The following is a 26,629-nucleotide window of genomic DNA, read 5'->3' on the forward strand; positions in this document are numbered from 1 at the left end:
TTGGAGGTGAGCTTATGAATATGTTTATTATTTCAAGGAAAGCCTTAAAGAAATTGCATCTTCAATAAGGAATCAAAACATAAATGTACTTATTTGGTTTCAGAATGATAGTTAAAATACCTTATGTAATTACAGAATTGGGGTTGTACCCTAAATAAGGTACCTCATACTCCTTGAAATTTACACCATAAGTTTCCAGTTCCTTCAATATGGGTTCATAAACCTCTTTAGAAATGGGTATTTGAACTCCCGGTGTTGTTATTTCGCCATTAAGTATTTTTAATGCTGCCATGGCTACGGGTAAACCAACTGTTTTTGCCATTGCGGTAAAGGTTTGGTTCTCACCTGTTACCACCAATTTAGAATCAATTTGTTTTTTTTCTCCATCTAATTCATAACCAAATTTATGGTACATAACTATCATATCTTTTTCTTCGGCTTTAAGTGTCCAGCTATCTTCAAGAATTTTTTGAAGTGCTTGAGCTGGGGTGGCGTTTGGTATACCTAGTACTTTAGTTTGATCAAATATGTTGAGTTCAAGTAATTTATCCCATCTAATATCATCTTGGTCAAGTTTTAAGTAATGTCTTAGTTTAAGTTCTACGGAATCTGTAGGAGAATAGGGAAGAAATAGGTTAATGAATTCCCTGTAACTCATGTTTTCTGAGTTCTCAATGGAGTAAGTGTCATCTGTAACCCCTAATTGTATAAACATGTTCCATGCTTTGGAAAACCCTACACGGCGCATGGTACCTCTATATATGGTTAGGGCGTCTTGTAATTGGTAAGCTTCTCTATAGTTCAGTGAATCACGGTTGGCGTAACCTTCAAATCTTCCGTAACCTTCAATTTCAAAAAATTCTGTTCTTCTAAAAAGTCTGTGGTAGGGTATGTATTTATAGGTGCCTTCCTGTAAAAACTTAGCGGTGCCACCTTGTCCTGCGAGCACTACATTTCTTGGGTTCCAAGTAAATTTATAGTTCCATAGGTTGTTATCATGTTCAGGGGCAACAAGACCGCCACAAAAAGATTCAAACAGTATAATTTTGCCTCCTTTTTCACGAATATGGTCTATAACTTGCATGGCACTCATATGGTCAACCCCTGGATCTAAACCTATTTCGTTCATAAAAACCAATCCGTTTTCCTTTACCTTATCATTTAAGGCCAATAATAGAGGGCTAACGTAAGATGCTGTGACCAAATGCTTCTTCAGTTGAACACAATCTTCTGCAACCTTAATGTGAAAATGGGCAGGTAGCATAGAAATAACCAAGTCAGAAGCTGCAATAGAATCCTTTCGCTCCGTGTCATTAAAAATATCTAAACCAATAACGGTACAATGGCTATGATTGGCAATAGATGTTGGTATGGCAGCGGGATTTATATCGCCAATAGTAATATGTAGATTTTCTGTGGTTGCTTTGCCTAATAGGTAATCTAATAAATAGGAGGTAGATTTACCTGCGCCTATAACAAGAATTTTTCGCATCATACGATTTCAGTATTTTTGATTGGTAAGGATTTACTAAGGTATCAAATTGTTACATTTATAAAAAAAGTTATAGTTAAAGTTATGAAAAAAACAATTTTAACAACTGCATGCGTATTTGGAATGCTGGCGGTGGTGTTTGGAGCTTTTGGTGCACATGGGTTGAAGAAATTGGTAGATACCCAAGCAGTAACGACGTTTGAAACCGGGGTGCGGTATCAAATGTATCATGCTTTTTTCTTATTTGCGCTTGGTCTGTTGCCAAAAGAATTTCTAAAGTCAGAAAAAACAATTTATATATGCACGGTTATAGGAGTGCTATTGTTTTCATTCTCCATATACCTGTTGTCTTTGAATTCGCTATTTAGTATTGACCTCAAGGTAATTGGACCACTAACACCGATCGGAGGACTTTTCTTGATAGCGGCATGGTTGATCTTGGGTTATAATATAGTAAGGTCTAAAATTGTGAAATAGCCGGCTAAATAGCCCTAGTTAGTTCTTAAATAACGTATTTTCAACCCGTTAATGGTGCTTTTATGAGTAAAACTAAATTATTGGGTCTGGTTTTGGGTCCTGTTTCCTTTATACTTATTCTGTTCTTTTTTCGTCCCGAAGGTTTGTCCGTACAGGCAAATGCCGTATTGGCATCTACCATTTGGATAGCTATTTGGTGGATAACCGAAGCAATTCCTATTGCGGTAACTGCATTGCTGCCCTTGGTGTTGTTTCCGTTATCAGGTGGCTTGGATCTATCGTCAACATCTGGCGCGTTTGGTCATAAGTATGTCTTTTTATATATGGGGGGCTTTATAATCGCCATTGCAATAGAAAAATGGAATCTACATAGAAGAATAGCGCTGAATATTATCAAATTAATAGGTTCTGATATTAGAAAGATAATTTTAGGTTTTATGATGGCAACTGCATTTTTGTCCATGTGGATCTCCAATACGGCTACGGCAGTGATGATGTTGCCCATTGGCTTGGCTATAATTAAACAATTACAGGATAACCCAGATACCGTAGAAGATGAAAACCAGACCTTTGGTAAGGCATTGATGCTGGCAATAGCCTACAGTGCATCTATTGGTGGTGTTGCAACCTTAATAGGTACTCCGCCCAATTTAGTGTTGGCAGGGGTGATATTGGATACCTATGGTTATGAAATAACGTTTATGCAATGGTTTGCTTTTGGTTTGCCTATTTCCATTATCCTAATTTTTATCTGTTGGAAATACTTGACCAAATATGCCTTTAGCTTTAAACAAAAGTCTTTTCCGGGCGGGAAACAAGAAATACAACGCTTATTGTCAAGTCTTGGCAGAATAACTTATGAAGAAAAGGTCGTTGCCTTGGTATTTGCCTTGACCGCATTCTGTTGGATTACACGGTCAGTTTTATTACAAAAACTGCTACCAGCGCTTGATGATACCATAATAGCCATATTTTTTGCTATTGTGTTGTTTTTAATTCCTTCAAAGAAAAAAGGTGAGCAAGTGATCAACTGGGAAGAGGCAGTAAAAATGCCTTGGGGAATTATTCTACTTTTTGGAGGCGGTATGGCTTTGGCCAAAGGTTTTGAATCTAGTGGACTTGCCGAGTGGATAGGTAGTCAAATGACAACTTTATCGGGTCTACCAATACTTATACTCATATTGGTATTGATAGCTTCGGTCAATTTTTTAACCGAGATAACCTCTAACTTGGCTACGACCGCAATGTTACTGCCGGTATTGGCGCCAATGGCCTTGACCATAGATGTGCACCCTTTTGTGTTAATGGTAGGGGCGGCGGTTGCGGCATCATGTGCTTTTATGTTGCCGGTTGCCACACCACCCAATGCCGTAGTCTTTGGTTCTGGTTACCTGCGAATTCCGGATATGGTAGGTAAGGGTTTATTTATGAATATAATTTCTATTTTTATATTGACCTTTTTTGTATATTTTATTCTCCCAGAATTATGGGATATCTCAATAAATAGTTTCCCCCAGAAATTTAAATAAATGAAACTATTACTAATTCCAGATAAATTTGAAGGCTCTCTAACGAGTGAAGCTTTTGCAGAAGCATTTGTTTCCGGTATGAAAAAATTAGGGAAGCCTTTTAGTACCCAGTATATTAAGGCAACCGATGGTGGAGAAGGGTTTTTAAATACCGTGGCAAAATATAGGCCATGTATTTCTGTTGATGTAATCAGTGAAAACCCAAAAGGTGAGCCAATACGATCGTACTACCTATATAATAAGCAGAGTAATTCCGCATATATAGAATTGGCAAATACTTCTGGTCTGCAATTGTTGTCCTATGATGAGCGAAACCCAATGCTTACTAGTACTTATGGAACAGGATTACAAATAAAAGATGCTATAGAGAAAGGTATTAAACATATTTATATAGGTCTTGGCGCAAGTGCTACCAATGATGGTGGAATTGGGATAGCCAGTGCTCTTGGATATGATTTTTTAGATGATAAGGGAGAAGTGCTAATGCCTTTGGGGTCAAGTTTGCAATTAATTAAATCCATAGATGAATCTAGAGTTATAGCACAATTGAAAGATGTAGACATTTTTATGGTTCATGATGTTGCTAATCCATTATTTGGTAAAGACGGTGCAGCTTTTGTTTATGCAAAATATAAAGGGGCAAGCGAAAATTCTATAATGGAATTGAATAAGGGTTTAATAAGGCTGAACAAAGTAGTTTCAGAAAAATATAAAGTATTTTATAATGATTTGCCGGGTGCAGGGGCTGCGGGTGGAGCAGCTTTTGGGTTGAAAACGTTTTTAAGTGCCAAAGGTTTGGGAGCCATGGACTTTAGTGTTGAATTATCTGGATTAAAACAACTGTTGAATCAAGAAAAATTTGATTATATCATAACTGGCGAAGGTAAAATAGATGAGCAAAACCTGAACAGTAAATTATTACAAGGAGTAATTAAACTTGGTAAAAATTATAAAATTCCGGTAATCACAATTTGTGGATCACTACAAATATCAAAAGATGCTTTAAAGGGTAAAGGTGTTTTTGATGTATTGGAAATACAAGATACCAGTAAGGATCTTGATTATAATATGAAGAATGCCGCCCAACTTTTATCTGCTAAAACTGCAGAATATTTCATCTAAAAATTAGTAAAAAAAAGTCGTTTTTTTATTTATTTCTTAAAATTTTAAGGTGTAAATAACAATAATGCAATTATAATACGTTATTGCTTTATAATGTGTATTGAAAAATATAAAGTGCCTGCGAATAATTTTCCTTTTTACTCAATCTTTAATTGAATTCGTATTTCTTCGTGAAAAGGTGCTAATTGGACTCTGAAAATCAGAGGTTCAGCTTTTATTTTTTTAGTTTTACACGAACAAATTTTCTAAAGCATGAAAAGCTCAATGACAAATGCGAATACCATATCCCTAAAAAATTATGGGATTACACACGCCAATTTTCATTATCAAGAAACCCCTGAACAGCTTCAAAAAGCAACTCTGGAAATGGACATGGGAGTTGAAACCAGTAACGGAACACTTGCGGTCAAAACCGGTGAATTTACAGGCAGATCTCCTTTGGATAGATTTATAGTTAAAGATGATATCACAAAAGATAAGGTCTGGTGGGGTAATATCAATATTGCATTTGAAAAAGAAAAATTTGATGCACTATATACTAAGGTAATAGACTATTTAAACGAAAAAGAACTTTTTGTTAGAGATAGTTATGCTTGTGCAGATGAAGATTATAAACTGAATATAAGGGTCATTAATGAGTATCCTTGGTCTAATATGTTTGCGTATAATATGTTTTTACGACCTACCGATGCGGAATTGGAAGATTTTACTCCGGAATGGACGGTAATTAATGCACCTGGTTTTATGGCAGATCCTGCTGTTGATGGTACAAGACAACATAACTTTGCTATTTTAAATTTCACCGATAAAATTGCTTTGATCGGTGGTACAGGTTATACGGGTGAGATTAAGAAAGGAATTTTCTCTGCATTGAACTTTATTTTACCGGTATATAAAGAAACATTGCCAATGCATTGCTCGTCAAATGTTGGTGAGGATGGTGATACAGCTATCTTTTTTGGACTATCAGGCACGGGTAAAACAACCTTGTCAACTGATCCCAATAGAAAACTAATAGGTGATGATGAACACGGTTGGACCAGTAGAAATACCGTTTTTAATTTTGAAGGCGGTTGTTATGCCAAGGTCATTAACTTGTCTGAAGAGCAAGAGCCAGAAATTTATGGTGCCATTAAGCCAGGGGCAATTCTGGAAAATGTGGTTTTAGATGATAAGGGTAATGTTGATTTTTCAGATACTTCAATTACTCAAAATACAAGGGTGAGTTATCCAATTCATCATATTGATAATATTCAGCAGCCATCAATTGGTAAGAATGTGAAGAATATTTTCTTTTTGACCGCTGATGCTTTTGGTGTGCTACCTCCAATATCTAAATTAACTCCTAGTCAAGCTGCATACCACTTTATTTCTGGTTATACAGCAAAGGTGGCAGGTACAGAAGCTGGTGTTGTAGAGCCGGTACCATCATTTTCTGCATGTTTTGGAGCTCCGTTTATGCCTTTGCACCCAACTAAGTATGCAGAAATGCTAAGTAAGAAAATGAAAGAGTCTGGTGTAGATGTATGGCTTGTAAATACGGGTTGGACAGGTGGTCCTTATGGAGTGGGAACTCGAATGAAATTAAAGTATACAAGAGCAATGATCTCAGCTGCCTTAAGTGGAGAGTTAGGTCTTTATTCTTATGATAAATACCATATACATTCAGTATTCGGTGTTGCGCAGCCAAGGGAGTGTCCTGGGGTACCAACATCGGTTTTGAGTCCTAGAGCTACTTGGAACGATGATGAAAAATATTACACCACTGCGTTTAAGTTGACAAATGCTTTTAGGGAAAACTTTAAAAAGTTTGAAAGCTATGCCAGTGAAGAAATTAGAAGGGGCGGACCACAACGGTACGCGTTTTAGGACATAAAAAAAGCCTTGCATTGCAAGGCTTTTTTTATGTATGTAGTTCGTTATTTGTTAACGCTCATAATATATTTCTGTAACGCCATAGTCATAGATGGTGTTTCTGGCGTTGGGGCTTTAATATCTATTCTTAACCCTGCGTCTGTTGCAGCATCTACGGTAGAATTTCCAAATACGGCTATTCTAGTATTTTTCTGGTCAAAATCTGGAAAGTTCTGTAGTAAAGATTCAATACCGGACGGACTAAAGAAAACTAAAATGTCATAATAAACATTTCTTAAATCGGACAAGTCGCTTATAACGGTTTTGTAAAAAATTGCTCTTTTCCAATTGATGCCTAAAGATTCTAATGTTTCGGGCACATCTGGCTTTAATACATCAGAAGAAGGAAGTAAGAATTTTTCATCTTTGTACTTCTTGATCAATGGTACCAAATCGGCAAATAATCTTTTTCCAACGTATATTTTACGTTTTCTATAGACCACGTACTTTTGAAGGTAATAGGCAACCGCTTCAGATTGGCAGAAGTATTTCATTGAATCTGGCACTTTAAAGCGCATTTCATCCGCAATTCTAAAGAAATGATCTACTGCATTTCTACTGGTTAAGATAATCGCGGTAAAATCGTTCAGATCTATCTTTTGCTGGCGAACTGTTTTTGCGTCAACTCCTTCTACATGAATGAACGGTCTAAAATCAACCTTTACTTTCTCTTTGTCGATAAGCTTGGAATAGGGGGAGTTTTCCATTTTTGGCTCAGGTTGAGAGACCAAAATCGTTTTTACTTTCATATGCTGCACTATTTTAGAAAGCTTCCCATAATAACTAAGGGTGCAATTTCGAGTGCGCAAAGGTACAAAATAAAATAGAAAAAATAGCTGCTTATAAATTTTTGATAGTTGTTCAGAACTGTTATCCAACCAATTATATTGATAACTAAAAATAAAATTAAAGCTATGATTATGATAATTTTTGAGTCTATAAAAACATAAGCTAAAAATACGTTGGCTATAAACAGAATAATTCCGGAATAATTTAAGTAAGTTAATTTCTTAAATATCAGCTCGTTAAACGTATTGTATGAATTAAAAATGAATCCGTTAAAAAGCTGAGCCATGGTTTTTGCACCAATAAATAAGAAAACCCCTGCAAGTAGTAAAGGAAAAATATATGGGTTTTTTGCTTCGGTAGGATTAAAATAAGAACGCCAAATAAAAAAAATAAAAAGTGTAGAATTGATAACTTGAAACACGCTCATTAGAAAATGAAACCAATTAAACAGTTTTTCTTTCTTGGTGTACATGCTAATGTACTTGTTGTTGAACGGTAGTATTATAAAATTTAAAAAACGTGGATAATAGATGCTTTTTGCAATTATAGGGAACAAGAGACTAGCCATAAGGGTTATGGTAATCCAATCGGTTTGTCCAAATGTTCTTGCAATGGGTTCCATTATTTTATGGGAATTGGTTTTCCGTTTAGACCGTATAAAAGGTCATTTTCAGAAATCACAACCCTAAAGTAGCCAATATTTTCTGTTTTAGTTTTTGGTAGTTGAAATTTAAATACCGTAGTATCTTGCTTTTTCAAAGTTGTAATGCCATTAAGCAAAGTTTCTGGGGATATTCGTAAGGTTTCTAATGGATGTTTATAGTTATCCATGAACGTTACGGCAAATTTCAATTTTTTAAGGTCTATGTCTTCTTTGTAAGGATTATATACTTTTAGGTCCATAGCCTTATCCGTATGCAATTTTACCTCATCATCCTCAATTATACAATCTAATTTGCGGTATGATTGAAAGTTAGAAATGTATTTACCTTTGTAGAGTCCGCCATCCTCCCTTGTATAGGTAAATGCAGGGTTGTTTAAATATTTAGAAACATAGGCAACATCTTTACCGCGCACTTGCTCTTCTGTATCGTTTATAGAATATTGGTTTTTACGGTACATAAAGTTGTTTAAGGAAAACGTAGGTGTGCCATTTGTATAAAATGAATACATGGGGGCGTTTCTGTACGAGTTTTCAAACACTACCGGTATGTTACCAACCTCATCTTCAATGGCTTTTGCCCATTCTTTATTGCCGTGGCTTTCATAATAGAAATTAAAGAGCAAGGGCTGGTAGGCAAGTCCCATTCTCAAATAAAGTATTAAAACGGTATTGATGAGTCCTAATCTAAAAATCCAAGTTAAGGCTTGTTTGTTTTGTAGCATGTAGTTAAAAGCAATAACTACAAGAGGTATACAGACAATGATGATCCATTGTGTTTGTACTCTTCTATTGAAGCTAGAAATAAAGAAGAAAATCAAAACTCCGTAAGTAAGATATATTAGGGCTTTATTAAAGAGATCGTTGCCTTTGGTTTTAAAAAGTGCCTTATAGATAAAAGGAAAAGTTAGACCAAAGATAGCAACCAAGTTTACGAGAAAACCTAAAGTGTATTTTTCAAAACTATAAGCCGCATTGGGGCGTTCGTATAAATGATATTTAATGGATACAAAATCATTTTCATAAAGCCAGTAAAAATGAGGGGCATAACAACCTAATGCAACTATGACCGCTAACCAAGCATATTTGTTGGTAGTAAGTTTTAGGTTTGATAATAGCACAAAGAAAATTACCAAAACGGCATGATACTTACTGTACATTAACGCGGCCATAAAAACACCCATTAAAATGGCCAGGCCCCAAGTGTTTTTTTTGATGAAATGCTTATATGTCAACAAAAAACAACTTGTAAAAAATAAGAGAGGCGTATCTGGTAGGGTGAAAAAACCGTAGGCATTTAGCAGTGTCATGGAAAAAACCAGAACAAAATAGTGGGTAATGTAATCGTTCTTTTTTGGATTACCTATCATTAACCACAGTAGAATAATATTGACGGCAGAAAGAATGCAGCTCATAAAGCGTACGCCAAGCTCACCATTAAAAAAGAAACTGCTGAGTTTTACCAGTAGGGCCACCATGGGTGGATGATCAAAATAGCCCCATGCCATTTTTTGGCTGTAATACCAGTAGTAAGCTTCATCAAAAATGAGTTGCGTAAAACTAGATTGAACAAGGTTTAGAATGAAAATTGCAGCCAAAAAAAAATAAAACTGCTTGGGTATTTTAGTCAACATTTGCATAAAGTACTAAGTGGTAAAATTACAAATTTAAGACTACCTACCTAGTTTAAATATTTCATAAAGATATTGTAGGCCATTTTAAGACGACTTTTAAAACCTTACTTTTGTCCAAACACCTAGAATTATCTTATGTCCAGTAGTATAGTAATCATACCTACTTATAATGAAATAGAAAATGTAGAGGCTATAATTAGGGCTGTATTTGTGTTGCAGAAAGAGTTTCATGTACTTATAGTAGATGATAATTCGCCAGATAAAACAGGAGATTGCGTTCGTGGACTGCAAGAAGAGTTTAAAGGAAGACTCTTTTTAGAAACTAGATTGGAGAAATCTGGTTTAGGTACTGCTTATATTCACGGTTTTAAATGGGCAATAGCAAAAGGCTACGATTATATTTTTGAGATGGATGCGGATTTCTCGCACACTCCATCAGACTTGTTAAGGCTTTTAAAGGCTTGTGAGAACGGGGCGGATCTTGCAGTGGGGTCTCGTTATAAAAAAGGGGTGAATGTGGTGAACTGGCCTTTGTATAGGGTGTTGTTATCCTATGGTGCATCAATTTATGTAAAATTGGTAACCGGTATGCGGGTAGATGATCCAACAGCGGGTTTTGTTTGCTATAGGAGAGAGGTGTTAGAAGCTATTAACCTAGACTCGGTTCGTTTTGTAGGCTACGCATTTCAAATAGAAATGAAATTTAGGGCGTACTTAAAACATTTTAAGATAGAAGAAGTTTCCATTATTTTTAGAGATCGGGTATTGGGAAAATCAAAAATGAGCTCGTCAATCATTAGTGAAGCGATTTGGGGAGTGTTTATAATGAAAATGAGAAGTTTATTTCTGAAAAATAAGTTTTAAATATGGGTAAAATAGTATTGAAGAACGGTACAATTGTTAATGAGGGAATAGTACAGGAAAAAGATATTCTAATAGTTGATGATGTAATTTCAAAAATAGCCGATGATATTTCTGATGCGGATGCAGAGGTCATAGATGTTGCCGGTATGCATATTTTACCGGGGGTCATAGATGATCAGGTACATTTTAGAGAACCGGGCCTTACCCATAAGGGAACTATAGCAACAGAAAGTAGAGCGGCACTTGCTGGTGGTATAACTACGTTTATGGAGCAACCCAATACTACGCCGCAAACAACTACCATAGAAAAATTGGAAGAAAAGTTCGCAACTGCATCAAACTCGGCGTTTGCAAATTATTCTTTTCTATTTGGGGGAACCAATGATAATTTAGAGGAATTAAAAAGACTTGATAAAAATGCCTGTTCGGGGATAAAGTTGTTCTTAGGCTCTTCAACGGGCAATATGTTGGTAGATGATGAAAAAGTCATTGAAAACATATTCAGTAATACAGAGATGGTCATTTCTGCACATTGTGAAGATGAAACGACCATACGTGAAAATCTTGCGAAGTACAAAGCGGAGTACGGTGATGATATTCCGGTAGAGATGCACCCTATTATACGAAGTGAAGAAGCATGTTATTTGTCTTCATCAAGAGCAATTGCATTAGCTAAAAAAACAGGGGCAAGGTTGCATGTGTTTCATTTGTCTACCGGAAAGGAAACTGATCTGTTCCGTAACGATATTCCGTTAGGGCAAAAGAAAATTACGGCAGAAGTATGTATACATCATCTTTGGTTCTCAGATGCTGATTATGCAAATAAAGGAACACTGATCAAGTGGAATCCGGCGGTTAAAACTGCTAAGGATCGTGATATGCTCTGGAATGCCTTGTTAGATGATAGAATAGACGTAATTGCAACAGATCACGCACCTCATTTATTAGAAGAGAAAAAAAATGTTTATACTAAGGCACCTTCTGGCGGACCATTGGTACAACATGCCTTGAACGCAATGCTTGAAAAGGTCAAGGACGGTACCATTACCTTAGAAAAAATGGTACAGAAAATGTGCCATAATCCTGCAATATTGTTTCAGATAGAAAAACGAGGGTACATTCGTGAAGGCTATTATGCAGATTTGGTAGTAGCCAATTTGAATAGCCCTTGGACGGTAAGTAAAGAAAATATCGCTTATAAATGTAAATGGTCTCCTTTTGAGGATACTACGTTCTCATCTAAAGTGGTACATACTTTTATCAACGGTCATTTAGGATATAGCAATGGTGTGTTTTCTGAAAAACGAAATGCAAAAAGACTTACATTCAACAGATCATGAAACAGTTTCTATTTCTAACGCTGGCGGTGTTGTTATTTTCTTCTTGCGCGGAGGAACTTATTGAAAAACCGGATAATTTAATATCAGAAGATAAAATGGTCACCATAATTAAAGATATGGCCATTGTTAATGCCGGTAAAGCTACAAATCTTAGTAAGTTAAGGGAAAACGGTGTAGATCCAACGTCTTATATCTTTAAAAAGTATGAGATCGATAGTGCACAATTTGTAAATAGCGACAGATATTACGCATCTAAACCACTGGTTTATGAAACTATGTACAAACAAGTGGAAAAAGAATTGGAAGAGCAACGATTAAAATTGGAAGCAGAAAAAAAAGTACGTGACAGTATGAACCAGGCTGAGAAGGTTAAAAAAAATATTGACCTTAAAGAGAAAGACTCAACGTTGATCAAGAGTGTTCAGCAATAAATAGCTTTGATGAAAAAGTAATCTGCTCGTCCAAGCTCTCAAAATCGGTTTTTATGACCTGTTTAATTTTTGAGTTGTTGAAAATACTAGGGTGTTTTAAACCGTAAATGGTATTTTTAGTGATGGTTCTGTTGCTACCGGTAAATATTGTTTTTAATTTATCCAGTATTCTTCCAATATTCAATTGCCAAAACTTAAATGGTTTTGTGGGAGGTCTTTTTCCCATGGTCAAAGCAATTTTATGCAGTATGTCTTTATAAGAAAGGTTTTCGGCCACTAGAATATAACGCTCACTATGAATATTAGAATTCATTAAAGTCGTCATTATTGTTACAACATCTGTAACGCTAATAAAACCAGAACCTCCAGGAGGGTAGTAGTTATAGCCTTTAGATGCTGTTTTGAAAAAAGAACCGCTGCCGGAATCCCAAAATCCCGGACCAAGAATTACGCCGGGGTTTACAATGACCACATTTAAATTTTCTTGGGCGCCGCGCCATACTTCCATTTCTGCAAGGTGTTTTGTAATGGCATAAGGGTTGGCATTTTGTCGGGTCCAATCGGTTTCTTCGGTTGCGGTTTCTCCATTGAGTGTTCTTCCAATAGTGCCTATGGTACTTACGTGGCATAGCTTGTTGATACCCGCAGCAATACAAATGTTTACAATATTGGCGGTACCTTCTCTATTAACTCGTTCCAATTTTTTGAAATCAGAAGGGTCAAAAGAAATGAATGCGGCACAATGATATACTTGGGTGATATTTTCAATTGCATTTTCTAAAGAGGGGATATCTAAAATATCGCCCTGGATCCATTCAATTTGGTTGAAAAGGGAAAGGGAATCATCCGTGTAATAACTAAAGATTTTTTTTACTTGAGAAAGTTTGTCCGCAGATCTATATAAAGCCCTGACCGCAATATTTTCCCTTGTCAATTTCAGTAGCAAATGCGACCCCACCAAACCTGTGCCTCCTGTGACTAATACCATAATTCAAATTTAGGAAATACAGGTGGATAAATTCATGCTTTAAACTTCTGTGTACTGGCAAGAATTCCATTTATATTTGCAGTTCAATTAAAATTAAGCAAGAAATGACAAATTTTGTCAAAGAATTACAGTGGCGCGGTATGTTGCATGATGCAATGCCAGGAACAGAAGAACATTTATTGGAAGATATGCAGTCTGCTTATGTGGGTATTGACCCAACGGCAGATTCTTTACATATAGGTCATTTGGTGGGCGTAATGATGTTACGTCATTTTCAATTGGCAGGGCACAAACCTTATGCATTGATCGGCGGCGCTACGGGTATGATCGGTGATCCATCTGGTAAATCTGCAGAACGTAATTTGCTTGATGAGAAAACGCTACGTCATAATCAAGAGGCATTAAAAGAGCAATTATCTCGTTTCTTGGATTTTTCAGGAGACGAAGAAAACGCTGCGGTATTGGTCAATAACTATGATTGGATGAAGAACTTCTCGTTCTTGGAATTCATTAGAGATGTCGGTAAGCATATTACCGTAAATTATATGATGTCTAAAGACTCTGTAAAGAAACGTCTTTCAGCAGAATCAAAAGAAGGCATGTCCTTTACGGAATTTACTTATCAATTGGTACAAGGGTATGATTTTCTTCACTTGTATAAAGAGCATAACTGCAGCCTTCAAATGGGCGGTAGTGATCAGTGGGGCAATATAACCACGGGTACGGAATTAATTAGAAGAATTGCCGGTGGTAAGGGGTATGCCTTAACCTGTCCGTTGATTACAAAGGCAGACGGTACTAAATTCGGTAAAACGGAAGGCGGTAATGTATGGTTAGATGCGGAAAGAACATCACCTTATAAATTTTACCAATATTGGTTGAATACCTCAGATGAGGATGCGGATAAGTACATTAAAATATTTACTTTCTTAGGTCAACAAGAAATAGAGGAATTAATTGAGCAGCATAAAGAAGCACCACATTTAAGATTACTTCAAAAGAGATTGGCAGATGAAATTACCGTAATGGTACACTCCCAAGATGATCTTGATAATGCGGTAAGGGCCAGTCAAATTCTGTTCGGTAAATCTACGGCATCGGATTTAAAGGGGCTGAACGAAAAAACGTTTTTGGATATATTTGAAGGTGTACCGCAAGCGGAACTTTCTAAATCTGAGTTGGCAGACGGATTGGATATGATAGGTGCATTGGCTGCTAAAACAAACTTCCTGGGGTCAAATGGTGAAGCAAGAAGAGAATTGAAACAAAATTCTATTTCGGTAAACAAAGAGAAGGTTAAAGAAGACTTTTTAATTACTGAAGATGATTTGATCAATAATAAATTTGTGCTTTTACAAAGAGGAAAGAAAAATTATTTTGTACTGGTTTTCAATGACTAAAATGAAAACGTTTTTTGGCATGGAATAATTCTTTAAGTATCCCCTTAGTTATTAAAATAATTAAGGGGATACTTCGTTAATAAGCATAAACCCCTGAATTATGATCAAGAAGTATATTTCCATTATCTGTTTATTTGCCATTTTTTCTTCATGTGACAAATTAGATGAACTTACAAAGTTTGACATGGAATATAGTCAACGTGCTACCATACCATCTTCTGCGGGCATAGATTTACCTTTTGATGTTTTTACGCCAGAAATGGAAACGAACTCAGAATCTACTTTTGAAGTAAACGATACTAGAAAAGATCTCATAGAGGAAATTAAGCTCACCGAGTTAGAATTGGTGGTCATCTCTCCTGATACTGCAGATTTTAGTTTTTTAAACTCTATAGAGGTTTATATTTCGGCAGATGACCTAGAAGAAATTAGAATAGCTTACTTAGAAGAAGTGCCTGAAGATGCAGGCAATGTAATAACATTAGATACCTCTGATGCTGATTTAAAAGAGTATATCAAGAAAGATCAATTCAGTCTAAGGTTAAATACTGTAACCGATGAATTAATGAGTACCGATCATGAATTGGAGGTGAACTCTACGTTCTTTGTAGACGCCAAAATTTTAGGTCTTTAATAATTTAAGATTGCCTTAACGCAACGTTATGGACACTAGGGTATCTTGTAATTACTTACAAGTCTTGGTGCTATGAGAAATTATACAATTTATATTTTGTTAATAGTTACATTGGCTTCTTGTGCCAGTGATGATGATTATGGTTTAGCATCTACACAATTTGTGTTTTCAGAACAAAAATGGGTGTTGACACAAATGTCCGGAAGTTTCCAAAATTCTGAAACTAAGGGCGAGGATATGGAGTGGCAAGAATATTATATTTTCTCTCCAGAAGGTACTTTTGTAAAATCTAGAACTGTGGAAGAAGAAGTAATGGAGGCAACCGGAAGTATTGAGGTTTTAGAATACGATGACGATCCAAATCATTATTTAGAACTCACCTTTGAAACAGGGAAAGAGTTAGCCGGTAACTGTACGGGCGATAATAAAGAAATACTGATCTACAGAAGTTCAACTGAAATTTCTAGTTTATGGATGGTCTGTGATGGTCCTGGGTTAGATTATCAACTGGTCAAATAATTGTTATTGCACAGTATTTTTAATGAATGATTCTGCTGTTATGGATTTGCTTTTGTTGTAAGTTGTAACAAAAGTATGTTTGACCCGATCAGAATATAGAAAATATGGTATCCAAATAGCGGCAGATAATGCAGCCCTAAAAATATCAGAACCAACAGTTGGGTCCGGTATACCAAATTGATTCAATAAAAAACTTTCCAATAAAATGATAACTAGGTTGCAACCGTAGAAAATCCTCATCATAATTGGTGTACAGGTTCGTTTTTTAAATAGCAGAATTATAGTAAGGATTACGAATACTAAAAATGTAAAGTTGTAAAAAAGTTCCATACCTAAATACAACTTTAAAAAGCCTACATTGTCATAACCAGCATATTCAAAGCCTTCCCAGATACTATTGTTAAAATATCCGGTGTCAAATATTTGAGCTAAGATGAGAATTGGAGTAAGAACTATACCGATAATGGGCAAAATTAACCACCCGCCAAATGGTTGTGCAGGTAAAGCTGCAATTTCATTATTTGGGTTGAAATTTTTGAAAATTTTAAATGCAAAAAACATGCTTATTGCAATAGCCGAAATTGCTATGAAAACTGAAAGCCAGCTAATGCCAGATGTGGCAGTGTTATAGGTATAGGTTAATTGAGTGCCAATATCTTCTCTTACCTTGTCAAGGCCTTTCAAAAATGTCTCGGTTTCTTTTGCGGGTACTATATCTGTTTTTAGTTCATAACTATAATCTATAGTGACCATATTACCGTTAACATTAATACTTTTCTTAAAGCTATAAAAATCATTATCTATTACAATGTCTTTTAAATCTATGTACCAAGGTTCTGGCATTAAAATACGGGTTACTTGGGTAAAGCTAAATGGTATGCCGGCATTGTAGGGCATATTTCTCTTTAATGAATTGTTGTAACTAACTAAACCATCTAACACCAAAGAATTGGTGTCGAAATAAATGGTTTCTTCTCCCTCAATTGTGTTCCATAATTTTTCAATGGAATAATGCTCATTTGTTGTAACTATATTTTCATAAGGTCTTGTTTCGTCTAATATGCTCACCTTGCCGCTAGAACTTATATTAGGGTAAAGGTTACTATAAAAACTTAAGTATTCTTTATTGATGTTTTGTTCGGTATTATTTTTAAAGTATGATCTTATCTCGTCGGCTTTACTACCAAAATATTCAGTTTTAACATCAAATTTTGCATTGCCGCCTATAGAATCCAATGTAATATCTTCTACTATATGGATCTTTGGTTTCGTAGAATTAGGTATTTCTTTAAGTTGGTTACTACCTTCTTTTAATACCAATCCAAATTTATAATTAGGCGTGGAAAGTCGATAAAGGTCTCCGCCTTGGTTTGCTATTGTAGGGTCTACAAAATACTCTTTGTCATCGTGTTCAAAATAGACGATACAATGATCAAAAATAAAGTGGTTAGGAGCATATTCATTTAAATGTTCATTTGATCCACTGTCAACTAAGATTGGATAAGCGTCCACTCCTTGTTGTTGCAGTAATGTAGATAATAGTATTGATTTGTCTTTACAATCACCGTACCTGCGGTTCAATACATCATATGGTTTGTGCGGTTTAAATGCACCTACACCGGCCTCAAAACCTAAATATCTAATCTCATCTTGTACAAACCTGATTAGCTTTACAATGACATCTTGTTTAGAATCTAAGTTTTTGTCAATTGTAATAGGCAGTTTTAATGGCGTCCTTGGTATTTGGTAATGCGGTGTTAGCAATTCAGAAACATCTTTCCAGCTATTAAAAGTTGAAATGGAAATTCTTTTTTGCACGTTATACCAATACGGGGTATTGCTATCGTAAATTACAAATTCATTGCTATTGTTTTCCCAGGAATATTCTGTCCCAAAACTGGTATGTTCAATTTTAGGCTCATTGGCCCCATTTAATAATTTATAAAATATTGGGTTGTTTTTATCTGTTAAGATCTTACTGTATATTTTATTGACGGGTATAGTGTATTCCTCGTAAACTAAATTAGCGTAATTTCCTTTGTTAATAGGGTTGTAACCTTTTAAGGTGTAAGCATATTCAACGATATCACCAACTCTTATGTCCGATAGATTAATTACCGCAGTTAAGGAACCATCATATAATGAGCGCTCTAAATTGGTCTCTCTTTGGAAAGTATTAATAGTTGCGTTTTGTAGCTTATCTATTTTTTCACCATTACGAATAACTTGTATTTTGTGAAAAGCTATAGTTTGATATGCAGGGTCAAAAACAGCATTTATGTCAGACATTTCTTGAATGCCTTCATTGTTTAAAATTTTAACCGCATAATGTATAAATTGCTCTTTTTGAACTAGATTATCCTGATAATCTAAAACCAGATATTTGTAAGCACCCTCATTATTAGGTTCTTTTTCTTCTTGGTATATAATTGGGGTTACCCAATTTGGAAGAGGTGTTTTTTTTACTTTTTGTGCATTAATAGTAATGCTGAATATTAGATGTATGAAGAGATAAGTATAAAGGCGCATTAACATTTATTTACCGTAAATATGTTAATACACAACGTTTGGGTTTTATAAAACGTATAATTAAAAATTATTTGAACAATTAAAGCACCATAAGGTTACAGCCACGTACATCACTATTATCAAACCTACCGATTATTTCAAAAGTACCATCATGATTGATTTTTCCAAGGTCTTGTGTGGCAATGAACGAGCAAGAATTGATATTGGCAAGGTCAATAACATTGATTCCGCCAGATTTACCGTTCTTTAAATACGTAAGCGGGTCTTCAGTGTCCCTTACCAAAATTTTCATCCAAGAAGGGCAATCAAAAACACCGTTACCTTTAGAGTAGGCTTGAGAAAGTAGTTCTGTCATTCCATATTCAGAATGTATGTGTGGTACACCAAAACCTTTAGAAAGTAGTTCATGTAATTCTTGTCTCACAATTTCTTTTCGGCGACCTTTCATGCCTCCGGTTTCCATTACTACTGCATTCTTTAAGTCTAATTGATACTGCTCTGTAAACTCCAGTAAAGCAAAAGATACCCCTATGATCAATATTTTGGTATCTGTTTTTTGTAGTTCTACTAGTAGCTTATAAAGCTGTTCATATTCATTTAGAAAAAAGCCACTTTTTGGGTGCTTTGATTTTTTGATCAAATCATCTGCCATATAGATCAGTGAAGATCCAGTACGTTCCAAATAAGAAGGTAAAAGGGCAAGCACACAATAATCTTCAATATCACCATAAAAATGATTGAATGCCTTTAAATAGCTTTCTTCATATAGACTAAGATCGGTAACATGATGTTTACTTGTTTCACTTCCTGTAGTACCACTACTGGTAAAGGTTATTTCTGCAGCATCAGTTGAGCTGAGAACACTTTTAGATTTGAAAAACTCAATGGGCAAAAACGGAATCTGTTCTAAAGTTTGAACAGCATTGGGGTCTGTATTTAAATAGGAGCAAAAAGCTTTGTACACTGGGTTATTCGTGTATTGAAACTTAAAAATACGCAATGCATGATGTAAAAAATCATCTGCCGTGCGTATGTCAAAAATAGCATTGTGTTCCATGGTTCTTGCCTATGGGGACAAAGGTACTGAACCAAATTATTTTTATGTATTTGTACCGTAATTAAGTAAGCTTTTATTTCACCACGAGTTTACGGGTAATAGATTTGTTGTTTTCGGTCACTTGAACAACATATACGCCTGGTGAAAGTCTTGAAATATTCAATGCTTTGGCAGATAGTTTATCGGTCAAAACTAATTCGCCAAAAACATCATATACTCTAATTTCCTTTAAAGAGTTCTGTTGCGTAGTAACATAAACAACATCTGCAATTGCCGGATTTGGGTATAATTTGAATCCGGTAATTTCATCATTGTCCAAGTTGTTGATGTCTATGGTGTCTTGGGCATATAAACCAACGGAGACTACCATAAATAGCATTAAGTAGATTTTCTTCATTTTGTATTGATTTGGGATCAACACTACAAATGTAGATAGAAGTGTAACTGGTACACTGAAAATGTTGTGAAAGCTAATTTTATGTAGGTCAATGAAATAGCCTTTGCATTTCATCGTAAATATGTGTATTTAACCGATGGTGATTTGTTAGAAAAGTTGTGGATAGTAGGGGCTAAGTTTACTTTACGATCAACTTACGTGTACACATTTTGTCCTTTTCAAGAACACGTAATACATAAACGCCCGCATCTAAATCAGATAGATTTAACTCCTTGCCTAGGATGGTCGTTTTTAATAACAAGGTTCCAAAAACGTCATATATGAAAATTTCTTTTGGAGCGTTGAGATTGGTAGAAATGTAAACTTTACCTGTGGTAACCGGGTTTGGGTACATGGTAAAACCACCTATATCACCATTGCTTTGGGTACTTTGCCCATAGCAGAAGGAAGTGAATATAAAAAAGATGATTAGGTAAAGGTGCTTCATACGCTACTACAATACAAATTGTATACCACAAATATATAAATATTGATGACTGAATGTCAATGTGGTAGACCCTTTCTTCTAAATTTTTCGATGAAATGCAAAAAAGCCCGCAATTTGCGGGCTTTTTAATTTTACTCTTATTATGTTTTAGAATTGGTAGCTGTAACCTAAAGATATCGCTTGACCAGGATATCTTGAAGAAAATATTTGATCTTGGGCGCCAAATGACTGATAAACACTTTCAAATTTATCATTTAAAATATTTTCGAACTTCAATGATATTTTGCTGCTGTTGTCCTTGCCAAATTCTTTGCTTAAATTAAATTTTAAATTGTGAAATGGTAATGTGTACACATCTGGGATATCACCGTTACCAACAATTTCTAATGTTTTACCTTGAACATTATAGACAAGACCACCTTGCCAGCCATTGTCGTTATTGTCATAGCTGAAGCCTACATTTAATAAAAGGGGAGATTGTCCTTGTAATTGTCTATAATCATCCAGTGTTTCGCCAGTTCTAAGGTTGTCACGTCTTGCTGCCTCTTCATCTTCGCTATACGATTGTTGTGATTCAATAACCGAAATGTTAGCATTAAAAGAAAAATCTTCCCATCCCGGTATAAAGCCCATATTTCTTCTGAACTCAACTTCGGCACCAAATACTTTTGCATCACCTAAGTTTAAGGGAATAAACTGACCTCTTGCCTCCCTGATAAAAGTTAGTTCAATAGGGTCGTCAAAAGTTTTGGCAAAACCACTAATGGCAAAAAAGTTTGTTCCTTCACCGTAAGCTTCAAATCTAATATCATAGTTATTGATATAAGTTGGTTGAATATCAATATTACCGATAAAGAATGTACTTGAAACCGGGTCAAAGATTTGGGCATTTGAAGCTTCTTTAAAGGAAGGTCTTGCTGTAGTACTAGAGAAAGATGCTCTAATTTTCTTATTTGCCTCTTCGTTTAATTCGTATATGAAATTAGCAGAAGGAAAAAAGTCAGCTTTGTCTAGAATATTTACATTATCAAAAACTTCACCATCTTGATTTTCACCTGTGTAATTAAGGTCGAATTTTTCAAACCTTACACCGACAATAGCGTTGAAACGGTCGGAAAATTTAAATTCGTCACCAACATACCCTGCCCCAACTGTAATCTGTGAGTTGAAAGAGTCGGAAATGTTAGAATCACGTCTAACATATGTTCCTTCTCTTGTTTCAGGGTTATAAATATTCTCAGGAGCTAAAACTAAATCTGCATTACCTCCAAAGTTAAGGCTGTAATTACCTGATTGCGATTGAATTGGGGTGGAAAATTGGTTAACTACAAAATCTCTTTCTTTAATAGTATATGCACCACCAAATTTAAGCTTTGCATCTCTACCAAATAATTGATGCTTTCGGGTTAAGTCTAACTTACTGGCAACATTGTATTCTTCTAGATCTCTCCAAATTCTACTTGGGTCTCCAGATTCACTTGGTGAAATGGTATAACTACCCGTTTCAGGATCAAATCTAAAAGGTGTAGTCCTAAGATCCTTATCGTAAATTTTTGAAAAAGTTGGTGATACCTTCCAAGATACTTTCCAAGAACCGTCTTCATTTGTGTGCTCACCATTTAATAAAATATTGGTGATAGATCGTTGAGTATAAGTTAATACATCTTTGAAAATGGTATTAGAGTTAACATTAAAGTTATCTTGCCTAAGGTAAGAAGCGCTAGATTCTCCATTTTGAATATGAAGTACGTTTAATTTGTATTTAGATTGTAGGCTTTTTAATGAAATTCCTGCAAGACCACTGATTAGTACATTATTAACACCTAAGTTTCCTGACTGTGTTCTATCATCGGTCAATTCAAGTACAGATTTATCTTGATCTTGTTTTCTAAAAACCTGTCCACTAACAATGTCCTCGTAAAATTCGGTATTGTTTTTATAGGTTAGTGAAGCTAAGTAGCCTAATTTTTTACTACCATCTTCATTAAGGTTGTATTGATTGCCAGCAGTAAAGCCTAAGTTGAAGTCCATGCCGCTCTGTTCTTCAAGTGCCTTTAGGTTAGGCTCCAATAATCTTGTCAATGCAGCTGATCTATTACCGTCTGTAACAGGTAAAGGGGTTTCAATATGTTGTGGTATTGCCAAATCTCTTTGACCATTATCAAAACCTAATGCATCTGTTGGGCTACCATCATATTTTAAATAGTTGTTTTTAAAATGCATGCTAGAGTTATAGCCCAAGCCTGCAGAAAAACTATACTCTGCTCTAGATGGAAAATCTTTAGTGACGATATCAACTACACCACCTGTGAAATCTGCAGGTTGGTCAGCAGTTGCCGATTTAACAACAATAATATTATCAAGAATATTAGTTGGGAAGATATCTAATTGCAATGTGTTTCTATCTGGATCAAGACCAGGAACATCAACACCGTTCAAAATAGATTTGGTGTAACGGTCGCCCAATCCACGTACGTAAACAAATTTACCTCCTTGAACAGAAACGCCAGGTACTGCTTTTATGGCACTGGCAATATCACCTGCACCAGATTTTTTAATACTTTGAATGGATAAGCCATCTAAAAGTGCTACCGAATTCTTTTGTAGATTTAAAACGGAAGCTTCTGTATTCTTACTAACGGTTGTAGTAACAACAACCTCATCCAATGCGTTTGCAAGTGGATTCAATGTAATATCTATAATTTGTTCGGCACCGGGTTTAACTATAACCTCTGCTACCTCCTTGGTTTCGTAACCTAGATAAGAAAAAGTAACGGTATAGGTGCCTGGCTCTACATCTAGAACATATTTTCCATCAAAATCTGATGTAGTTCCTTTTGTTGTTCCTTTAATAAGAATATTGGCAAAAGGTAAGACGTCATTAAATTCACCGTCATTCACAGTTCCTGATATTATACCTTCTTGTGCAGATATAATTTGAGCGGAAAAGATGGTCAGTAAAATTAATAATAACTTGAGTTTCATAAGTAATGAATTGAAAATGTTAAAAAGAAATAAATTGCTCGCCTACAGATATCCTTAAGGCGAGCAATTATTATGTGTAACTATTATTAATGTTTGGTTTAGAAACCTAAGCTAGCTTTAGAGTTAGCATAAGTCCAAGAAAATGCCGATGTTTCAGCACCAACAGTTCCTTCTGTAACAGCAGATGAAAAAGTAGCGGCATCAGCTTCAAAAGTAGTGCTGTCAGTAGTATCGTTAAATACTTCAGAAGAGCTGGTAACACCTGTTGGTAAAACTATTTCCCAGTTTGTCAATACTAATGTACCGGCAGTATAGTTTGCAGCAACACCTTCGTTATCCAATTCAACATCGGAAAGTACTAAATCGGTACCTACACCCGTAAAACCAGTTACTAAGATATTGTTGTTAGTACCTTGTGCATTTGATCTGAAATCAGCGATTTCACCTCCAGCAACATTATCGTCAAGTCCTATCAAAGTGGCATTTGTTAATGTGTATGCACCTTGTAAAGAGCCTTCTGGACCATCAATTTCTAATGCATGGTCAGAAATACCACCTTGTACAACTACTGCATTGTCAATAGTACCGGAGTAAGCTTGGTCAATATCAAGACCATCATCACCTTGTGCCCATACGAATAGGTTGGTTGCGTTTACTGTACCACCGAAGAATTCTACGCCATCATCAACATTACCAACAACTTCGATGTTATCTACAGTCGTTCCTGTACCTACAGCACCTAAAGTAAGTCCGTTGATTTCATTTCCTTCACCTATTAAAGCACCACCGTGACGAATTGAAATGTACTGTAATGTACCAGAATCATCTGCAGCATCACTACCACCATATAATCCCTTGTCACCATCAGTATCAGTAGGAATTCCTTCAATTTGTGCAGATTCGGCATCACCATCAAAAGATGCAGGTGCATTACCTAACACGATTAAACCACCCCAAAGACCGCGATCATTTTGGTCAAGGTTTGTTCCGGCAGTTTCACCAATTTCTATATTGTCAGCAGCAGAAGTGAATACAATAGGTTGAGTAGCAGTACCTACAGCTTCAATTTTACTACCTCTTGTAACTACTAGTACAGAAGCGTTAGCACCAGAACCAGCATTAGCTTTTATAATTGTACCCGCCTCAATAGTAAGGGTAGCCCCTTCGGTAACGAAAACTCTACCATCTAAGTTCACTATTTTGTCGGCTGTCCATGTAACATCGGTTGTAATGTCATCAGTTACGGTAATGGAAGTTTCTACTTCAGTTTCAGTAGTAACCGTATCAACCACAATTACTTCTTTTTCAACTTCTACAACAGTTTCTTTTTCACAAGATGCTGCAGCAATAATAGCGGTAACTGTAGCAAGTGACCAAATAATTTTTTTCATCGTTTCTTTTTAAATTTATTAATTTAATTAGGTTGGCAATTGTGTTCTAAGCACATAAAATTTAATTGCACGGCAAAGAAAGAGATGGGTTGTAATGTTCGGGTTAGATCCATGTTAAACATTTATTTTGATAATGTTATCTAAATGTTACTACATTAAATGAATGTTAACTACCTTATCAGTAATAGTATTATCTTTACTTTTGAGCGAATCAATCCATTTTAAAAACCATGAAAAAGAAGGATATTAGGATACTTTTAGTTGACGATGAACCAGACATCCTAGAGATTATAGGTTATAATCTATCCGCAGAAGGATACGACGTTTATACTGCTAAGAACGGTACGGACGGTGTTGCGAAGGCTAAGAAAAAACTGCCACATCTTATTATGTTAGATGTAATGATGCCAGAGATGGACGGTATAGAGGCCTGTGAAATCTTAAGAAGAACACCGGGTATGGAAAGTACCATAATAACCTTTTTGACCGCTAGGGGAGAAGATTATTCTCAAGTAGCCGGTTTTGATGCCGGGGCAGATGATTACATTACCAAGCCTATTAAGCCTAAAGTTTTGGTAAGTAAGGTAAACGCACTTCTTCGAAGAATTAAAAATGAGGAGAACGTTCAAGAAGATATTACCAAGGTAGGTGATATTGTCATTAACAGGGAAGAATATAAGATCATTAAAAAAGGTAAAGAGATTATTTTGCCAAGAAAAGAATTTGAATTGTTGGCCTTGTTAACGTCTAAACCTAGTAAAGTGTTTAAACGAGAAGTCATTCTAGATAAAGTTTGGGGTAATGAAGTGGTTGTTGGTGGTAGAACAATAGACGTACACATTAGAAAGCTCCGTGAGAAAATAGGTGAAGACCATTTTAAAACCGTAAAGGGAGTAGGATATAAGTTTGTACTCTAAATGGCAGCGCCTTTACGTTCAAAAAAATCATATCGCTTTGCATTTCGATCATCGCTCTATATTGTAATAATCGGCATTTCTGTATTGGCCGTATTACAATGGAGGTTTAGTGCCATAAACTGGGGTATTTTGATGTTTGCGGCACTGTTTTTCTTTGTTATCTCCTTTATAACATTGCAGTTAAGGATAGAAAAATTCATTTATAAACGTATTAAGAAAATATATGATGATGTTGAATTGTTAGAGTCCAGTACCATACCCTCGTATCCTGTAACAACGGATATGAGAACCCTAACCGCAGAAATAGAAAAGTTTGCCAAGGACAAAAGAATTGAAATTGATACCTTAAAGATTCGTGAAGAATACCGTAAAGATTTTTTGGGCAATGTTTCCCACGAGCTAAAAACACCATTATTTACGGTGCAAGGTTATATAGAGACCTTGTTAGATGGTGCCATTGATGATAAGAACGTACGCAAGAAATATTTGATAAGGGCAAATAAAGCAGTAGATCGTTTAATTTATATCGTAAAAGATCTAGACCTTATTACAAAGTTAGAAGTGGGAGATCTTAATCTTGATAAACGTTCATTTGATATTATAGATTTAATACAGAGTGTTTTTGATCTATTGGAAATGAAAGCGGCAAAGAAGAACATTACCCTTACTTTTGATATGGAATATATTGATCCCATATTTGTCTTTGCCGATAAAGAAAAAATTCAACAGGTACTTACCAATTTGTTAGTGAATTCCATTAAATACGGCAACTTTAACGGAACTACAGAAGTGAGCGTAGAAAATCTTGTCAAGAACAAGGTTATTGTAAGGGTGACCGATAATGGAGAAGGTATTCCGGCAGTACATATACCAAGACTTTTTGAACGTTTTTACAGGGTAGATCAAAGTGGTAGCCGTCGTGAAGGCGGTTCTGGCTTGGGGCTTGCCATAGTAAAACATGTTATTGAGGCACATGGTGAAAAAATTTATGTGGAAAGTGCCGTAGAGGTAGGATCCGAGTTTTCTTTTACATTAGAGAAAAGTATCGTTCAAATAGAGGAAGTACAATAAT

Annotated in this window: 23 protein-coding genes; 12 read left to right on the forward strand and 11 right to left on the reverse strand. The window is 35.6% G+C overall.

Going from position 1 to position 26,629, the window contains the following annotated elements; all coding sequences use genetic code 11:
* Positions 1 to 121: 121 nt before the first annotated feature.
* Positions 122 to 1,495, reverse strand: a complete 1,374-nt coding sequence (locus tag I600_RS12820) for a saccharopine dehydrogenase family protein (protein ID WP_058104926.1) — start codon at positions 1,493 to 1,495, stop codon at positions 122 to 124.
* 81 nt (positions 1,496 to 1,576) lie between these two features.
* On the opposite strand from I600_RS12820, the gene I600_RS12825 reads away from it, so the two are divergent.
* From I600_RS12825 to pckA, 4 genes are all read left to right on the forward strand, one after another.
* A complete protein-coding gene (locus I600_RS12825; protein ID WP_058105133.1) occupies positions 1,577 to 1,969 on the forward strand; it encodes a DUF423 domain-containing protein in 393 nt (130 codons plus the stop codon).
* Positions 1,970 to 2,031: 62 nt separating this feature from the next.
* Positions 2,032 to 3,498, forward strand: coding sequence for an SLC13 family permease (locus tag I600_RS12830; RefSeq protein WP_058104927.1), 1,467 nt, complete (start codon positions 2,032 to 2,034; stop codon positions 3,496 to 3,498).
* Positions 3,499 to 4,620: a glycerate kinase gene (locus I600_RS12835; RefSeq protein ID WP_058104928.1), complete on the forward strand. Its 1,122-nt coding sequence runs from the start codon at positions 3,499 to 3,501 to the stop codon at positions 4,618 to 4,620.
* Positions 4,621 to 4,872: 252 nt separating this feature from the next.
* Positions 4,873 to 6,489 carry a phosphoenolpyruvate carboxykinase (ATP) gene (pckA, locus tag I600_RS12840; RefSeq protein WP_058104929.1) on the forward strand — a complete coding sequence of 539 codons (1,617 nt, stop codon included), beginning with the start codon at positions 4,873 to 4,875 and terminating at the stop codon, positions 6,487 to 6,489.
* Between the two features lie 50 nt (positions 6,490 to 6,539).
* On the opposite strand, the gene I600_RS12845 is transcribed toward pckA, so the two are convergent.
* From I600_RS12845 to I600_RS12855, 3 genes are read right to left on the reverse strand one after another with little or no spacing between them, the layout of a single operon-like run.
* Positions 6,540 to 7,283 (reverse strand): uroporphyrinogen-III synthase, encoded by a 744-nt coding sequence (locus tag I600_RS12845; protein ID WP_058104930.1) that lies wholly within the window; start codon positions 7,281 to 7,283, stop codon positions 6,540 to 6,542.
* Positions 7,284 to 7,291: 8 nt separating this feature from the next.
* The gene (locus tag I600_RS12850) at positions 7,292 to 7,945 is read right to left on the reverse strand and encodes a DUF4271 domain-containing protein (RefSeq protein ID WP_058104931.1); all 654 of its coding nucleotides are present in this window, start codon (positions 7,943 to 7,945) and stop codon (positions 7,292 to 7,294) included.
* Positions 7,945 to 9,618: an ArnT family glycosyltransferase gene (locus tag I600_RS12855; RefSeq protein ID WP_058105134.1), complete on the reverse strand. Its 1,674-nt coding sequence runs from the start codon at positions 9,616 to 9,618 to the stop codon at positions 7,945 to 7,947. The genes I600_RS12850 and I600_RS12855 overlap by 1 nt, the downstream gene beginning before the upstream one ends.
* Before the next feature lie 135 nt (positions 9,619 to 9,753).
* On the opposite strand from I600_RS12855, the gene I600_RS12860 reads away from it, so the two are divergent.
* From I600_RS12860 to I600_RS12870, 3 genes are read left to right on the forward strand one after another with little or no spacing between them, the layout of a single operon-like run.
* The gene (locus I600_RS12860; protein ID WP_058104932.1) at positions 9,754 to 10,482 is read left to right on the forward strand and encodes a polyprenol monophosphomannose synthase; all 729 of its coding nucleotides are present in this window, start codon (positions 9,754 to 9,756) and stop codon (positions 10,480 to 10,482) included.
* A gap of 2 nt (positions 10,483 to 10,484) precedes the next feature.
* Entirely contained in the window at positions 10,485 to 11,822 is a 1,338-nt protein-coding gene (locus I600_RS12865; protein ID WP_058104933.1) for a dihydroorotase, read from the forward strand.
* Positions 11,819 to 12,253, forward strand: a complete 435-nt coding sequence (locus I600_RS12870; protein WP_058104934.1) for a DUF4296 domain-containing protein — start codon at positions 11,819 to 11,821, stop codon at positions 12,251 to 12,253. Before I600_RS12865 ends, I600_RS12870 begins: the two co-directional genes overlap by 4 nt.
* On the opposite strand, the gene I600_RS12875 is transcribed toward I600_RS12870, so the two are convergent.
* Positions 12,234 to 13,241: an NAD-dependent epimerase/dehydratase family protein gene (locus I600_RS12875; RefSeq protein WP_058104935.1), complete on the reverse strand. Its 1,008-nt coding sequence runs from the start codon at positions 13,239 to 13,241 to the stop codon at positions 12,234 to 12,236. The genes I600_RS12870 and I600_RS12875 overlap by 20 nt on opposite strands.
* A gap of 104 nt (positions 13,242 to 13,345) precedes the next feature.
* Here I600_RS12875 and tyrS point away from each other — a divergent pair, with 104 nt between their 5' ends.
* The 3 genes from tyrS to I600_RS12890 all read left to right on the forward strand — a co-directional run bounded on the left by tyrS (position 13,346) and on the right by I600_RS12890 (position 15,794).
* A complete protein-coding gene (gene tyrS, locus I600_RS12880; RefSeq protein ID WP_058104936.1) occupies positions 13,346 to 14,641 on the forward strand; it encodes a tyrosine--tRNA ligase in 1,296 nt (431 codons plus the stop codon).
* A gap of 100 nt (positions 14,642 to 14,741) precedes the next feature.
* Positions 14,742 to 15,275, forward strand: a complete 534-nt coding sequence (locus tag I600_RS12885; protein WP_058104937.1) for a hypothetical protein — start codon at positions 14,742 to 14,744, stop codon at positions 15,273 to 15,275.
* A 72-nt stretch (positions 15,276 to 15,347) separates the two neighbouring features.
* Positions 15,348 to 15,794 carry a hypothetical protein gene (locus I600_RS12890; protein WP_058104938.1) on the forward strand — a complete coding sequence of 149 codons (447 nt, stop codon included), beginning with the start codon at positions 15,348 to 15,350 and terminating at the stop codon, positions 15,792 to 15,794.
* A 3-nt stretch (positions 15,795 to 15,797) separates the two neighbouring features.
* Here I600_RS12890 and I600_RS12895 read toward each other — a convergent pair whose 3' ends face one another.
* The 6 genes from I600_RS12895 to I600_RS12920 form a co-directional block, all read right to left on the reverse strand.
* The gene (locus tag I600_RS12895; protein ID WP_167342566.1) at positions 15,798 to 18,323 is read right to left on the reverse strand and encodes a DUF3857 domain-containing protein; all 2,526 of its coding nucleotides are present in this window, start codon (positions 18,321 to 18,323) and stop codon (positions 15,798 to 15,800) included.
* Between the two features lie 79 nt (positions 18,324 to 18,402).
* Positions 18,403 to 19,380 (reverse strand): LuxE/PaaK family acyltransferase, encoded by a 978-nt coding sequence (locus I600_RS12900; RefSeq protein ID WP_058104940.1) that lies wholly within the window; start codon positions 19,378 to 19,380, stop codon positions 18,403 to 18,405.
* Between the two features lie 73 nt (positions 19,381 to 19,453).
* Positions 19,454 to 19,777: a T9SS type A sorting domain-containing protein gene (locus I600_RS12905; protein WP_058104941.1), complete on the reverse strand. Its 324-nt coding sequence runs from the start codon at positions 19,775 to 19,777 to the stop codon at positions 19,454 to 19,456.
* Positions 19,778 to 19,955: 178 nt separating this feature from the next.
* The gene (locus I600_RS12910; protein WP_058104942.1) at positions 19,956 to 20,264 is read right to left on the reverse strand and encodes a T9SS type A sorting domain-containing protein; all 309 of its coding nucleotides are present in this window, start codon (positions 20,262 to 20,264) and stop codon (positions 19,956 to 19,958) included.
* A gap of 147 nt (positions 20,265 to 20,411) precedes the next feature.
* The gene (locus I600_RS12915) at positions 20,412 to 23,249 is read right to left on the reverse strand and encodes a TonB-dependent receptor (RefSeq protein WP_058104943.1); all 2,838 of its coding nucleotides are present in this window, start codon (positions 23,247 to 23,249) and stop codon (positions 20,412 to 20,414) included.
* A 98-nt stretch (positions 23,250 to 23,347) separates the two neighbouring features.
* On the reverse strand, positions 23,348 to 24,640 hold the full coding sequence (locus I600_RS12920; RefSeq protein ID WP_058104944.1) for a hypothetical protein: 1,293 nt from the start codon (positions 24,638 to 24,640) through the stop codon (positions 23,348 to 23,350).
* Between the two features lie 230 nt (positions 24,641 to 24,870).
* On the opposite strand from I600_RS12920, the gene I600_RS12925 reads away from it, so the two are divergent.
* Complete coding sequence (locus I600_RS12925) at positions 24,871 to 25,557, forward strand: response regulator transcription factor (protein WP_058104945.1); 687 nt, start codon at positions 24,871 to 24,873, stop codon at positions 25,555 to 25,557.
* Positions 25,558 to 25,689: 132 nt separating this feature from the next.
* Complete coding sequence (locus I600_RS12930; protein ID WP_394364959.1) at positions 25,690 to 26,628, forward strand: sensor histidine kinase; 939 nt, start codon at positions 25,690 to 25,692, stop codon at positions 26,626 to 26,628.
* The last annotated feature ends 1 nt before the right edge of the window (position 26,629 follow it).

This window comes from Maribacter dokdonensis DSW-8 (assembly GCF_001447995.1).
Taxonomy (GTDB): domain Bacteria; phylum Bacteroidota; class Bacteroidia; order Flavobacteriales; family Flavobacteriaceae; genus Maribacter; species Maribacter dokdonensis.

Excerpts from the sequence above, each read along its gene's own strand:
- tyrS (WP_058104936.1), top strand. The coding sequence starts at position 13,346 with ATGACAAATTTTGTCAAAGAATTACAGTGGCGCGGTATGTTGCATGAT.
- I600_RS12885 (WP_058104937.1), top strand. The coding sequence starts at position 14,742 with ATGATCAAGAAGTATATTTCCATTATCTGTTTATTTGCCATTTTTTCT.
- I600_RS12845 (WP_058104930.1), bottom strand. The coding sequence starts at position 7,283 with ATGAAAGTAAAAACGATTTTGGTCTCTCAACCTGAGCCAAAAATGGAA.
- I600_RS12835 (WP_058104928.1), top strand. The coding sequence starts at position 3,499 with ATGAAACTATTACTAATTCCAGATAAATTTGAAGGCTCTCTAACGAGT.
- pckA (WP_058104929.1), top strand. The coding sequence starts at position 4,873 with ATGAAAAGCTCAATGACAAATGCGAATACCATATCCCTAAAAAATTAT.
- I600_RS12825 (WP_058105133.1), top strand. The coding sequence starts at position 1,577 with ATGAAAAAAACAATTTTAACAACTGCATGCGTATTTGGAATGCTGGCG.
- I600_RS12890 (WP_058104938.1), top strand. The coding sequence starts at position 15,348 with ATGAGAAATTATACAATTTATATTTTGTTAATAGTTACATTGGCTTCT.
- I600_RS12820 (WP_058104926.1), bottom strand. The coding sequence starts at position 1,495 with ATGATGCGAAAAATTCTTGTTATAGGCGCAGGTAAATCTACCTCCTAT.
- I600_RS12900 (WP_058104940.1), bottom strand. The coding sequence starts at position 19,380 with ATGGAACACAATGCTATTTTTGACATACGCACGGCAGATGATTTTTTA.
- I600_RS12855 (WP_058105134.1), bottom strand. The coding sequence starts at position 9,618 with ATGTTGACTAAAATACCCAAGCAGTTTTATTTTTTTTTGGCTGCAATT.
- I600_RS12910 (WP_058104942.1), bottom strand. The coding sequence starts at position 20,264 with ATGAAGCACCTTTACCTAATCATCTTTTTTATATTCACTTCCTTCTGC.
- I600_RS12895 (WP_167342566.1), bottom strand. The coding sequence starts at position 18,323 with ATGCGCCTTTATACTTATCTCTTCATACATCTAATATTCAGCATTACT.
- I600_RS12915 (WP_058104943.1), bottom strand. The coding sequence starts at position 23,249 with ATGAAACTCAAGTTATTATTAATTTTACTGACCATCTTTTCCGCTCAA.
- I600_RS12830 (WP_058104927.1), top strand. The coding sequence starts at position 2,032 with ATGAGTAAAACTAAATTATTGGGTCTGGTTTTGGGTCCTGTTTCCTTT.
- I600_RS12865 (WP_058104933.1), top strand. The coding sequence starts at position 10,485 with ATGGGTAAAATAGTATTGAAGAACGGTACAATTGTTAATGAGGGAATA.
- I600_RS12930 (WP_394364959.1), top strand. The coding sequence starts at position 25,690 with ATGTTTGCGGCACTGTTTTTCTTTGTTATCTCCTTTATAACATTGCAG.
- I600_RS12905 (WP_058104941.1), bottom strand. The coding sequence starts at position 19,777 with ATGAAGAAAATCTACTTAATGCTATTTATGGTAGTCTCCGTTGGTTTA.
- I600_RS12920 (WP_058104944.1), bottom strand. The coding sequence starts at position 24,640 with ATGAAAAAAATTATTTGGTCACTTGCTACAGTTACCGCTATTATTGCT.
- I600_RS12870 (WP_058104934.1), top strand. The coding sequence starts at position 11,819 with ATGAAACAGTTTCTATTTCTAACGCTGGCGGTGTTGTTATTTTCTTCT.
- I600_RS12875 (WP_058104935.1), bottom strand. The coding sequence starts at position 13,241 with ATGGTATTAGTCACAGGAGGCACAGGTTTGGTGGGGTCGCATTTGCTA.
- I600_RS12850 (WP_058104931.1), bottom strand. The coding sequence starts at position 7,945 with ATGGAACCCATTGCAAGAACATTTGGACAAACCGATTGGATTACCATA.
- I600_RS12860 (WP_058104932.1), top strand. The coding sequence starts at position 9,754 with ATGTCCAGTAGTATAGTAATCATACCTACTTATAATGAAATAGAAAAT.
- I600_RS12925 (WP_058104945.1), top strand. The coding sequence starts at position 24,871 with ATGAAAAAGAAGGATATTAGGATACTTTTAGTTGACGATGAACCAGAC.